The following is a 14,079-nucleotide window of genomic DNA, read 5'->3' as shown; positions in this document are numbered from 1 at the left end:
TGCTTCCTGCCTATTGTTCCGGACTCCAAGAAATGAATGCTGAAGACTCCTTGAAACTTGCTCGCCGGTTTATCGGGTTGCCCCTGGAAAAACGCCACGTGTTCCTGCAAGCCCTGCAGAAAGAAGGCGTGGATTTTTCCCGGTTTCCGATTCCGGCAGGGGTGGAGGCCGAGGACCGCCAGGCGCTGTCCTACGCGCAGCAGCGCATGTGGTTTCTGTGGCAATTGGACCCGGCCAGCGGCGCCTACAACCTGCCCGGCGCCGTGCGGCTCAAGGGTGCGCTCAGTCTGCGTGCGCTGGAGCAAGCGTTCGCCAGCCTGGTGGCGCGGCATGAAACCTTGCGCACAGTGTTCCAGCGCCAGGCCGATGAGCGCCTGGAGCAAGTGTCGGTAGAGCGCTCGCTTGTCGTCGAACAGCTGGATTTCAGCGCCTTGGCTGCTGCCGAGCGCGAGCAGGCCGTCAACGAGGCGGCGACGCGTCAATCGCTGCTGCCGTTCGACCTGGAACACGGCCCGCTGCTGCGTGTGCAACTGCTCAAGCTCGACGCCCAGGAGCACGTGCTGCTGTTGACCTTGCATCACATTGTCTCCGACGGTTGGTCGATGAACGTGCTGATCGACGAGTTCATCCGCTGCTACGACGCCCATGAGCGCAACGAGGCGCCGCAATTGCCGGCGCTGCCGATCCAGTACAGCGACTACGCCCTGTGGCAGCGCCGCTGGCTGGAAGCCGGCGAGCAAGCGCGGCAGTTGGAGTACTGGCAGGCGCGTCTGGGCGATGAGCATCCGGTATTGGAACTGCCGACGGATCGCTCGCGCCCGGCCATGCCCAGCTACCAGGGCACACGCCACAATTTTGCGATTGATCCAGGCCTGGCCACGCAGCTGCGCAGCTGTGCGCAGCAGCACAACGTCACCCTGTTCATGCTCCTGCTGGGCGCCTTCAATGTGCTGTTGCATCGCTACACCGGGCAGGGCGATATCCGCGTCGGCGTGCCCATCGCCAACCGTAACCGCAGTGAAGTCGAAGGGCTGATCGGCTTCTTCGTCAACACTCAAGTATTGCGCACCGAGTTGACCGGGCAGACCCGCGTTGCCGAGCTGCTGCAAGGCATCAAAGAGCATGCACTGGGTGCCCAGGCCCACCAGGAATTACCGTTCGAGCGTTTGGTGGAAGCCCTGAAGGTCGAGCGCAGCCTCAGCCATACCCCGCTGTTCCAGGTCATGTACAACCATCAGCCGGCGGTGGCCGACATTGCCTCGGTCAGCACGGCTTCCGGCCTGGAGTTGTCCCTGGTGGAGTGGCAGGGCCGTACCACGCAGTTCGACCTGACCCTCGACACCTATGAAAAGTCCGGCACCTTGCACGCCGCGCTGACGTACGCCAACGACCTGTTTGATGCGCCTTCCATCGCGCGCATGGCCGAGCACTGGATCAGCCTGTTGCAGGCCATGGTGGCCGATGGCGAACAGCGTATCGGTGAGTTGCCGATGCTCGCGGCGCAAGACCAGCACGTGCTGGTGCATGCCTGGAACCAGACCGCCGAGGTATACCCGACCGAGCGCGGCATCTATCACCTGATCGAAGACCAGGTGCAGCGCACGCCGGATGCGCCAGCCCTCATTTTTGGCGACACCACACTGACCTACGCCCAGCTCGACGCCCGCGCCAACAGGTTGGCGCATGCCTTGCGTGAGCAGGGCGTGGGCGCGGATGTGTTGGTGGGCATCTGCGTGGAGCGCTCCGTCGAAATGGTCGTAGGCCTGCTGGCGATTCTCAAGGCGGGCGGCGCCTACGTGCCGCTGGACCCGGAATACCCGCAGGAACGCCTGGCCTACATGATCGAAGACAGCGGCATTGCGCTGCTGCTCAGCCAACACAGTCTGCTGGCGTTGCTGCCCACCGACGGCGTCCAGGTGATTGCCCTCGACCAGGCACCCACTTGGCTCGACGGCTATAGCAGCCAATCGCCTGCGGTGCAGATCCAGGCGTTGAACCTGGCTTACGTGATCTACACCTCGGGTTCCACCGGCAAGCCCAAAGGCGCAGGCAATAGCCATCGCGCGTTGGTCAACCGCTTGTGCTGGATGCAACACGCCTACGGGTTGGATGCCAGCGACGCCGTCCTGCAGAAAACCCCATTCAGCTTTGACGTTTCGGTATGGGAATTCTTCTGGCCATTGATGACCGGCGCCCGCCTGGTCGTCGCAGCCCCTGGCGAACACCGCGAGCCGGCGCGCCTGATCGACACCATCGGCCGTCACGCCATCACCACGTTGCACTTCGTGCCGTCGATGCTGCAGGCGTTTATCCATGAGCCGGGCGTACACGCCTGCGCCAGCCTCAAGCGCATTGTGTGCAGCGGTGAAGCGCTGCCATTGGACGCGCAACGGCACGTCTTCGCCAAGTTGCCGGGAGCCGGGTTGTTTAACCTCTACGGCCCGACCGAAGCTGCCATCGACGTGACCCACTGGACCTGCATCGACGAAGGCGCCGACAGTGTGCCCATCGGCCGCCCGATCGCCAACCTCGCCACCTACGTGCTCGACGCGCAACTCAACCCGGTGCCGGCCGGCGTGTCCGGCGAGCTGTACCTGGGCGGCGTCGGCCTGGCGCGCAGCTACCACCGCCGCCCGGCGCTGACCGCCGAGCGATTTGTGCCCAGCCCGTTTATCCACGGCGAGCGCCTGTATTGCACCGGCGACCGCGTGTGCCAGCGCGCCGATGGCGTGATCGAATACCTCGGCCGCCTCGACCACCAAGTGAAGCTGCGCGGCCTGCGTATCGAGCTGGGCGAAATTGAAACGCGCCTGATGCAACATCCTGGCGTGCGTGAAGCGGTGGTGCTGGTGCAGGGCGGCAAACAACTGGTCGCGTACTGGGTGCTTGAGGGCGAAGCGCCGACCGATCTCAAGGCGTGGCTGCTCAGCAGCCTGCCGGAATACATGGTGCCGACGCATTTCCTGCAACTGGCCAAGCTGCCCGTCACCGCCAACGGCAAGCTCGACCGTAAGGCGCTGCCGCTGCCGGATGCGGCACCGCAGCAGGCGTTTGTCGCACCTTCGAGCGCGTTGCAAAAAGCCCTGGCGGCGATCTGGAGTGATGTGCTCGGCGTCGAACAGGTTGGCCTGGACGACAACTTCTTCGAGCTGGGCGGCGATTCGATCATCTCCATCCAGGTGGTCAGCCGTGCCCGTCAGGCCGGCATTCGTCTCAGCCCGCGCGACCTGTTCCAGTATCAGAGCGTGCGCAGCCTGGCGCTGGTGGCGAGCTTTGAAGAGGCGGCCGCTATCGATCAAGGCCCGGTCACCGGCGACGTGATCCTGACCCCGGTGCAGCAAAACTTTTTCGCCCAGGCCATCCCGGCGCGGCAGCATTGGAATCAGTCCCTGCTGCTGACCCCGCGTGAGGTGCTGGAGCCTGCACGCCTGGAAGCGGCGCTGACCCAACTGATCAACCATCACGACGTGCTGCGCCTGCGTTTTGTGCAGCAGGGCGACACGTGGCAGCAAACCCACGGTGCGCCCGTCAACGCGCCAGCGCTTTGGCAATCCGCTGCAAGCGACGACACACAATTGGCCGCGCTGTGCGATGAAGCCCAGCGCAGTCTGAACCTGGAGCAAGGCCCGCTGCTGCGCGCGGCCTTGGTTCAGATGGCCGATGGCAGCCAGCGCCTGTTGTTGGTGGTGCATCACCTGGCGGTCGACGGCGTGTCCTGGCGCATCCTGCTGGAAGACCTGCAACAGGCTTATCGAGAAGCCAGCTTGCCGGCCAAGACCAGCAGCTACCAGCAATGGGCGCAGCAGTTGCAGACCCACGCACACACCCTCGATGACCAACTGCCTTTCTGGCGGGCGCAGACCAGCGACGTCGAACTGCCCTGCGACAACCCCCACGGCGGCCTGCAAAACCGCCTGGGCGCCAAGCTCGAAACCCGCCTGGACGCCGAGCTCACCCGTCAGCTTTTGCAGGATGCTCCGGCGGCCTATCGCACCCAGGTCAACGACCTGCTGCTGACCGCGCTGGCGCGGGTGATCAGCCGTTGGAGCGGCCACACGGCCTTGATTCAACTGGAAGGACATGGTCGTGAAGACCTGTTCGACAGCATCGACCTGAGCCGCACGGTCGGTTGGTTCACCAGCCTGTTCCCGGTGCGTTTGCAGGCCGATGGTGAGCTGTCGGACGCGATTAAATCCGTCAAAGAGCAACTGCGCGCCGTCCCCGACAAGGGGCTGGGCTTCGGCCTGTTGCGCTACCTGGGTAACCCCCAGTCACGCGAAACCCTGGCGGGCCTGGCTGCGCCGCGTATCACCTTCAACTACCTGGGCCAGTTCGACCGCCAGTTCAACGAGGCGGCGCTGTTTGTCCCCGCCAGCGAGAGCAGCGGCCAGGCCCAGGACACCGAAGCACCGTTGGCCAATTGGCTGACGGTGGAAGGGCAGGTGTATGGCGGTGAGCTGTCGCTGCAATGGGGCTTCAGCCGCGAGATGTTCAACGCCGCCACCGTCCAGCGCCTGGCGGATGACTACGCCACGGAACTCAAGGCGTTGATCGAGCATTGCTGCGCCACGCCGGCCGGGCAGGTGACGCCGTCGGATTTCCCACTGGCACGCCTCACCCAGCAGCAGCTGGACGCACTGCCCGTGGCCGGGCCCGACATCGCCGATCTTTACCCGCTGTCGCCGATGCAACAGGGCATGCTGTTCCACACCCTGTACGCACCCGAGGCCCAGGCCTATATCAACCAACTGCGCCTGGACATCGATGGCCTCGACCTGCTGACGTTCGGCCGTGCCTGGCAAGCGGTACTCGACCGCCATGACATCCTGCGCAGCAGCTTCCACTGGCTGGGCCTGGACAGCGCCCATCAGCTGATCAAGCGTCATGTCGACGTGCAGTTGCAAGTGATCGAAGACGTGAATGCCGACCTCGACGCGCTCGCCGATGCTGAGCGTTCACGCGGCTTTGAATTAAATACCGCACCGCTGTTTCGCCTGATGTTGGTGCGCGGTGCCGGTTCTGCCTGGCACTTCATGTTCACCAGCCACCACATCCTGATGGATGGCTGGAGTAACGCGCAGTTGCTCGGCGAAGTGCTTGCTCACTACGCAGGCCAGGCGTTGCCGGCGCCGCTGGGGCAGTTCCGCGATTACCTGGGCTGGCTGCAACAGCAGCCTTCGGGCGAGGCGTTCTGGAAACAGGCCATGGCGCCGTTGCAAGCGCCAACCTTGCTGGCGCAAGCACTGCGTGCGCCGGTCGATGGCGCGGGGATGGCTGACCATCACGTGCTGTTGGACAACGACTTTACCCAAGCACTCGGCGAATTTGCCCGCCAGCAAAAAGTTACGCTCAACACCGTGCTGCAAGGCGCCTGGAGCCTGTTGCTGCAACGCTACAGCGGCCAGGATTGCGTGGCGTTCGGCGCCACCGTCGCCGGGCGTTCAGCGCCGCTGCCGGGGATCGAGCAGCAGTTGGGCTTGTTCATCAACACCTTGCCGATGATCAGTGCCGCGTCGCCCGCGCAAACGGCTGGCGCCTGGCTTGGTGAGTTGCAAGCCCTGAACTTGAGCTTGCGTGACCACGAACACGTGCCGCTCTACGACATCCAGGCGTGGGCCGGTCAGCAAGGTGCCGCGTTGTTCGACACGCTGCTGGTGTTCGAAAACTTCCCGGTGGCCGAAGCATTGAAGCAAGGCGCACCCGCAGGCCTGAGCTTCGGCCGCATGCACAACCATGAACGCACCAACTACCCGCTGACCCTGGGCGTCGAGCTGGGTGCCGGTCTGCGCCTGGACTTCAGCTACGACCGCGCGCATTTCAGCGAGCAACAGGTCACGCGGCTGGGCGCCAACTTGCGTCACCTGCTGGTGCAACTGGTGGCGGACGCCAGTGCGCCGCTGGGCAACCTGCAACTGCTGGACGCCGCCGCGCAGCACCACGTACTTGCCCTCAGCCAATCTGCCGGTGCCGCCCAGCGCCCTCAGCGGGTACATGAGCGCATCGCTGCTCAAGCCCAGACCACCCCTGACGCGCTGGCAGTCCAGGCGGGCAGTGAGCGCCTGAGCTACGCCCAGCTCAACGCGCGAGCCAACCGCCTGGCGCATCGCCTGTTGGCACTCGGCGTAGCGCCGGGCCAGCGCGTAGGCCTGGCCAGTCGGCGTGGCCCGCAGCTGATTGTCAGCCTGCTGGCAGTGCTCAAAAGCGGCGCCGCCTACGTGCCGCTGGACCCGAACTACCCGGCCGAACGCCTGGCCTACATGCTGGCCGACAGCCGTTTGGACCTGCTGCTCAGCGAAGCCGGGTTGCTTGCCGACTTGCCATTGCCGCAGGGCTTGACCCGTGTGGACTTCAGCACGTCCGGTGAAGAGCTGGACAGCTACCCGGCGACCAACCCACCCAACCAAGCGGCGGCGGCCGACCTGGCGTATGTGATCTACACCTCCGGCTCCACCGGCCTGCCCAAAGGCGTAGCCATCGACCACGCCGCCCTTGGCCAGTTCTGCGACAGCGCCGAGGCCTACAGCCGGCTGAGTGCAGACGACCGCGTACTGCAATTTGCGACCTTCAGCTTCGACGGTTTTGTCGAGCAGTGCTACCCGCCGCTGTGCGTGGGCGCCGCCTTGATCATGCGCGGCGATGAGCTGTGGGACGCCGGCCAACTGGCACGCGAGATCGTCGAGCAGGGCGTGACCCTGGCCGACTTGCCGGCCGCTTACTGGTATTTGCTCGCCAAGGAATGCGCCGCCGACCCACGCACGCTGGGCAACCTGCGCCAAGTGCACGTGGGCGGCGAGGCTATGTCGGTAGAAGGCGTGCGCGCCTGGCACGCGGCAGGGCTGGGCGGTGTGCGCCTGGTCAACACCTACGGGCCGACCGAGGCGACGGTGGTGTCCAGCGTGCACGATTGCCAGCTGACGGATGCCAGTGATGCGTTCGGCGTGCCGATTGGTCGCGCCATCGCCGGCCGTTCGTTGTATGTGCTCGACAGTGGTTTCGAACTGCTGGCCACCGACGGCGTAGGCGAACTGTGCATCGGTGCCGAAGCGGGCCTGGCCCAGCGTTATTTCGACCGCCCGGCCTTGACCGCCGAACGCTTCCTGCCGGACCCGTTTTCCGCGGTGCCGGGTGCACGGCTCTACCGCAGTGGCGACCTGGCGCGCTACAACGAAAGCGGCGCGCTGGAGTACGTCGGGCGGATCGACCATCAGGTGAAAATTCGCGGCTATCGCATCGAAATGGGCGAAATCGAGGCCTGCCTGCAAGCCTTGCCGCAAGTGCGAGAAGCCGCAGTCATCGCCCAGCCAAGTGCAGTCGGCATGCAACTGGTCGCCTACATGGTGCCCGCCCACGGTCACACCCTGGACGCCCAGAACCTGGCGGCCACTCTACGCCAGTCACTGCCGGACTACATGGTGCCGGCGCACTGGCAGGTGCTGGATGCCTTGCCACTGAACAACAACGGCAAGCTCGACCGCCGCGCGCTGCCCGCGCCAGACCTGAACCTGCGTCAACAGGCGTATGTGGCGCCACACAGCCCGCTGCAAGTGCAGCTGGCGGCGATCTGGCAGGCGGTGTTGCAGGTGGAGCAGGTCGGCCTCACGGATCACTTCTTCGAGCTGGGTGGGCACTCGTTGCTGGCGACCCAGGTGATTTCCCGTGTGCGCCATGACTTGAAACTGGAAGTGCCGCTGCGCGCACTGTTTGAGCAGCCGACGCTGCAAGGGTTTGCGACGGCCTGTTCGGGCTTGCAGCAACACAGCGCTCAGCCGCTGGTGGCGCTGGAGCGTGGGCAGCCGATGGCGCTGTCGTTCGCCCAGGAACGCCAATGGTTTTTGTGGCAACTGGACCCCACCAGCGCCGCGTATCACGTACCCACGGCGCTGCATCTGCGCGGCCAACTGGACATCACCGCGCTGGAGCGCGCGTTCCAGGCGCTGGTGCTGCGCCATGAGCCGTTGCGCACCACCTTTGTTGAGGACGCTGAGCAGACCTGGCAAGTGATTCATCCCGACCTGAGAGTGCCTGTCGAGCAGGCGAGGGCGGAGGCCGCGGCAATCCAAGCCTGTGTGGAGCAAGAGATTCAGCGCCCGTTCGATCTGCGCAACGGCCCGCTGATGCGCGTCAAACTGCTGGTGGTCGCGGCCGATCACCATGTGCTGGTGATCACCCAACACCACATCATCTCCGACGGTTGGTCGATGCAGGTGATGGTCGATGAACTGGTGGCCCTGTATCAGGGCCAGGCTTCGCTGCCGGTGTTGCCGATCCAATATGCCGACTACGCCGTGTGGCAGCGCAACTGGATGGCGGCCGGTGAAAAACAGCGCCAGCTCGATTACTGGCAACAGCACCTGGGCGATGAACATCCGGTGCTGGAACTGCCGCTGGACCACCCGCGCCCGGCAGTGCAGAGCTTCCGGGGCGCGCGTGAGCAGGTTCAACTCGAGCCTGCGCTATTGGCCGACCTGAAAACCTTGGCCCAGCGCGAAGACGTGACCCTGTTCATGCTCTTGCTGGCCTCGTTCCAGACCTTGCTGCATCGCTACAGCGGCCAGTCCAGGCTGCGTGTCGGGGTGCCAATCGCCAACCGCAACCGCCTGGAAACCGAGCGGTTGATCGGCTTTTTCGTCAACACCCAAGTCATCCAGGTCGACCTTGACGGGCAAATGCCTTTTGACCAATTGCTCGCCCAGGTCAAGCAGCGCGCCCTGGAAGCCCAGGCCCATCAGGACCTGCCGTTCGAACAATTGGTGGAAGCGCTGCAACCGGAGCGCAGCCTCAGCCATAACCCATTGTTCCAAGTGATGTTCAATCATCAGGACACCTTGCGTGCCGGCCCGGTGCATCTGCCGGGCCTGGCCTTGCAACCGTTGGATTGGGCAGGCAACACCACCCAGTTCGATTTGAGCCTGGAGACCGAAGAGTCCGCCGCAGGCCTGTGGGCTTCGCTGGCCTACGCCACGGACCTGTTCGAGCCCGCGACGCTGACGCGCCTCGCGCAGCATTGGCAGAACCTGCTGCGTGCGGTGGTGAACGACGCATCGAGAACGCTGGATGAGCTGCCGATGCTCAGCGAGCAGCAATGGCAGCAGACCGTGCACGGTTGGAACGACAGCCACGTTGAGTTCCCGCATACACGCTGCGTGCATCAGCTGTTCGAAGCGCAAGTACTGGCGACCCCGGAGGCGAGTGCGCTGCAATTCAATGGCGACACCCTGAGTTACCGCGAACTCAACCGCCGCGCCAACCGCCTCGCCCATCGCCTGATCGCAGCGGGCGTCGGCCCGGATGTGCTGGTGGCGGTGCATGTCGAGCGCTCGCTGGACATGGTGGTCGGCTTGCTCGCAACCCTCAAGGCCGGTGGCGCGTATGTGCCGCTCGACCCGCAATTCCCGGCCGACCGCTTGGCGTTCATGCTTGAAGACAGCCGCGCGCGGGTATTGCTGACCCAGCCCCACCTGAACGGTCGCCTGGCGCAACCGCACGGCCTGCGTGTGCTGTTGGTCCATGACGCAGGCGGCGACGAACACAACCCGCAGGTCAATGTCACGCCGGAGCACCTGGCCTACGTGATCTACACCTCCGGTTCCACCGGCAAGCCCAAGGGCGTCATGGTGCGTCATCAGGCACTGTGCAGCTTTACTTGCGGCATGGCCGATACGCTGGAAATTGGCGCCGATGCGCGGGTGCTGTCGCTGACGACCTTCTCGTTCGACATCTTTGCCCTCGAGCTGTACGTGCCGCTGACCGTCGGCGCCACGGTGCTGCTGAGCGACCAGGCGCTGGCGCTCGATCCGGAGGCGATTCTCGATCTGCTGCATAACCAATCCGCCACGGTGCTGCAAGCCACCCCGTCGACCTGGCGCATGCTGCTGGAAAGCCCGCGTGCCGCTCTGCTCAAGGGCATCAAGTGCCTGTGTGGCGGCGAAGCGTTGCCGGTCGACCTGGCCCAACGGCTGCTCGACCTGCAGGGCCCGGTGTGGAACCTCTATGGCCCGACGGAAACCACCATCTGGTCGGCCGCCCATCGTTTATTGGCGGCCGAGCCTTTTGTCGGTCGACCGATTGCCAATACGTCGCTGTTCATTCTCAACGCCGGGCTGACGCCATGCCCGCAGGGCGCGGCCGGTGAATTGCTGATCGGCGGGGTTGGCCTGGCGCGCGGTTATCACGCGCGGCCATCGCTCACCGCCGAACGCTTCGTGCCTGACCCTTATGGCGCGCCCGGCGAGCGCCTGTACCGCACCGGCGACCTGGCGCGCTATCGCCCAGGCGGCGTAGTGGAGTACATCGGCCGTGTGGATCATCAGGTCAAGGTGCGTGGTTTCCGTATCGAGCTGGGCGAAATCGAAGCCTGCCTGCGTGAAGATGCAGCGGTGCGTGAGGCCGTGGTGCTGGCCGACAACGACCGCCTGATCGCCTACCTGGTGACCTTCGCCCCTGACCAACAGGCGGCGCTGCGTGACCGCTACAAAGCCGATTTGCGCGAGCGCCTGCCGGATTACATGGTGCCTGCGCAGCTGATATTCCTCGATAGCCTGCCCTTGACCCCCAACGGCAAACTCGACCGCAAGGCCTTGCCCAACGCCGATGCCAGCGTGCTACACAAAGCGCATGTGGCGCCCGTCAGCCAGCGCGAACAGCACGTCGCGGCGATTTGGGCCGACGTGCTGGAGGTAGCGCAGGTGGGGCTCGATGACCACTTCTTTGAACTCGGCGGGCATTCGCTGCTGGCCACGCGGGTCGTGTCGCGCGTGCGCCAGACGCTGGCGCTGGAAGTGGCGCTCAAAACCCTGTTCGAACAGCCGGTGCTCGGTGACTTCGTACGTGCATTGGGCGAGCAGGGCGTTACCGCACCGGCGCTGCTCAAGGCCGACCGCACACAACCGTTGCCACTGTCGTACGCCCAGGAGCGCCAATGGTTCCTCTGGCAACTCGACCCGCACAGCGCGGCGTACCACATCCCCAGCGCCTTGCGTTTGAAAGGCGTGCTCGACGTGGCTGCCTTGCAACGCAGTTTTGACACCTTGTTGGCGCGCCACGAAAGCCTGCGCACGCATCTGCGCCAGGACGCCAGCGGCGCGGTGCAAGTGATCGAAGAACTGGGCCTGATCGACATCGAACGGGCCAGCACCGATGAAGCCGGGCTCAAGGCGCAGGTGGCCGAGGCGGTCGCGCGGCCGTTCGATCTGCTGCGCGGGCCGCTGCTGCGGGTCAAGTTGCTGCAACTGGCCGAGGACGATCACGTTGTGGTGCTGGTGCAGCACCATATCGTCTCCGATGGCTGGTCGATGCAGTTGATGGTCGAAGAACTGGTGAAACTGTATGCCGCCTTCAGCGCCGGCCACACGCCGCAGCTGCCGGCGCTGCCGATCCAGTACGCCGACTACGCGCTGTGGCAGCGCAACTGGATGGAAGCGGGTGAGAAAGCGCGGCAGCTGACTTACTGGCGCGAGCAGTTGGGCGGCGAGCAACCGGTACTGGAGTTGCCGTTCGACTACCAGCGCCCGGCATTGCCGACCCATCGCGGCGCGCGTCTTGGCGTTGAGTTGAAGCCGCAACTGCTGGCCGGCTTGCGCAGCCTGGCGAACGCGGCCGGCGTCACGTTGCCGATGGTGCTGCTGGCCGCCTACCAGGCCTTGTTGCACCGCTACAGCGGCCAGGAAGATGTGCGCGTGGGCGTGCCGATTGCCAACCGCAACCGCCTGGAAACCGAAAGCCTGATCGGCTTCTTCGTCAACACCCAAGTGCTCAAGGCCGACATCAACGGGCAGATGAGCGTGGCGCAACTGTTGGATCAGGTGCGGCAACGCTCCCTGGACGCTCAGGCGCATCAGGACCTGCCGTTCGAGCAACTGGTGGAGGCGCTGCAGCCGGAACGCAGCATGAGCCTGAGCCCGTTGTTCCAAGTGCTGTTCAACCACCGCGTGACCTCGGCACGCCGTCATTTGCAGGACTTGCCCGGCCTGCAGGTCGACGTGTTGAGCTGGGATGAAGGCGTGGCCCAGTTCGACTTGGCGCTGGATGTGGAGGAATCCCGCGAGGCGCTGCATGCGTCCCTGAGTTACGCCACCGATCTGTTTGCCCCCGGCACCATCGAGCGTATGGCCGGGCACTGGCAGAACCTCTTGCAGGCCATGGTTGACGATCAACAGCAGGCCATCGGGCAACTGAATCTGCTGAACCCGGATGAACAACAGCACATCCTGCAATTGTGGGATTGCACCGATTCGGGCTTCCCAGCGACACGCCTGGTGCACGAAAGGGTTGCCGACCGCGCGCGGGAAACGCCGGATGCCGTGGCGGTGAAATTCGATGCGCAAACCCTCACCTACGGCGAACTCGACCGCCAGGCCAATCGCCTGGCGCATGCGCTGATCGCCCGCGGTGTCGGGCCGGAAGTGCGCGTGGCCATCGCCATGCCGCGCAGTGCCGAGATCATGGTGGCGTTCCTCGCCGTACTCAAAGCCGGTGGCGTGTACGTGCCGCTGGATATTGAGTACCCGCGTGATCGCCTGCTCTACATGATGGAAGACAGCCGCGCCCAATTGCTGCTCACGCATACGAGCGCCTTGCAGCAATTGCCGATCCCGCAAGGGCTGAACACGCTTGCAATCGATTGCAGCGAAGACTGGGCCGACTACAGCGATGCCGCACCGCAGGTTGCACTGGATGGCGAAAACCTCGCCTACGTGATCTACACCTCCGGCTCCACCGGCATGCCGAAGGGCGTAGCGGTGTCCCACGGGCCGTTGGTGGCGCATATCATTGCTACCGGCGAGCGCTATGAAACCGGCCCGACCGACTGCGAACTGCACTTTATGTCGTTCGCTTTCGACGGTTCCCACGAAGGCTGGATGCACCCGCTGATCAACGGCGCCAGTGTACTGATCCGCGATGACAGCCTGTGGCTGCCGGAATACACCTACGCGCAAATGCACCGCCACAACGTGACGATGGCGGTGTTCCCGCCGGTTTATCTGCAACAACTGGCCGAGCACGCCGAGCGTGACGGCAACCCACCGGCCGTGCGGGTTTACTGCTTTGGTGGTGATGCGGTGGCGCAAGCCAGCTATGACTTGGCCTGGCGCGCGCTGAAGCCGACCTATCTGTTCAATGGTTACGGCCCCACTGAAACCGTGGTAACGCCGCTGCTGTGGAAGGCGCGCAAGGGCGACCCTTGCGGCGCCGTTTACGCACCGATTGGTACGTTGCTGGGCAACCGCAGCGGCTATGTATTGGACGCGCAGCTCAACCTGCAACCCATCGGCGTCGCCGGTGAGTTGTACCTGGGCGGCGAGGGCGTGGCGCGGGGTTACCTGGAGCGCCCGGCCCTGACCGCCGAACGCTTCGTGCCGGACCCATTCGGCAAACCTGGCAGCCGCGTGTACCGCAGCGGCGACTTGACCCGTGGCCGCCCGGACGGCGTGGTGGATTATCTCGGGCGTGTCGACCATCAAGTGAAAATCCGTGGTTTCCGTATCGAGCTGGGTGAAATCGAAGCGCGCCTGCGCGAGCAGGACAGCGTCGGTGAAACCGTGGTGGTGGCCCAGGAAGGCCCGACCGGCAAGCAGCTGGTGGCGTATGTAGTGCCGGCTGACCCGGCCCTGATCGACCAGGCCGAGTTCCGCGATGCCTTGCGCCGTGCGCTCAAGACCCGCCTGCCGGACTACATGGTGCCCACGCACTTTATGTGCCTGGCGCAGATGCCGCTGACACCCAACGGCAAGCTCGACCGCAAAGGCTTGCCCGCGCCGGATGCGAGCTTGATGCAGCAACGTTATGTGGCCCCCGAAACCGAACTGGAGCAGCAGGTCGCGGCGATCTGGGCCGAAGTGCTGCGCCTGCCGCAAGTGGGCCTGGACGACAACTTCTTCGAAGTCGGCGGCCATTCCTTGCTGGCGATCCAGATCACCTCGCGGGTGCAGTCCGAACTGGGCCTGGAAGTGCCCCTGGTTGAAGTGTTCCAGACCGAAACGCTGCGCGCCTATGTGCAGGCCGCAGCCACTTTCCGCGCCGGCAGCGCGGAAGATTTTGATGATCTTCGTGACTTTTTGAGCGAACTAGAGGCGATTTGAA

At 64.6% G+C, this 14,079-nt stretch carries 1 protein-coding gene; it reads left to right on the top strand.

The genetic code is table 11. From position 1 onward, the window contains the following. Positions 1-32 precede the first annotated feature (32 nt). A complete protein-coding gene (locus L8I05_RS08710; protein ID WP_242168294.1) occupies positions 33-14,078 on the top strand; it encodes a non-ribosomal peptide synthase/polyketide synthase in 14,046 nt (4,681 codons plus the stop codon). The last annotated feature ends 1 nt before the right edge of the window (position 14,079 follow it).

This window comes from Pseudomonas sp. MONT-RG-20F-20-E-7-02, from assembly GCF_022662395.1.
In the GTDB taxonomy this organism is placed as follows: domain Bacteria; phylum Pseudomonadota; class Gammaproteobacteria; order Pseudomonadales; family Pseudomonadaceae; genus Aquipseudomonas.
This window is presented reverse-complemented; position numbering and strand designations above follow the sequence as displayed.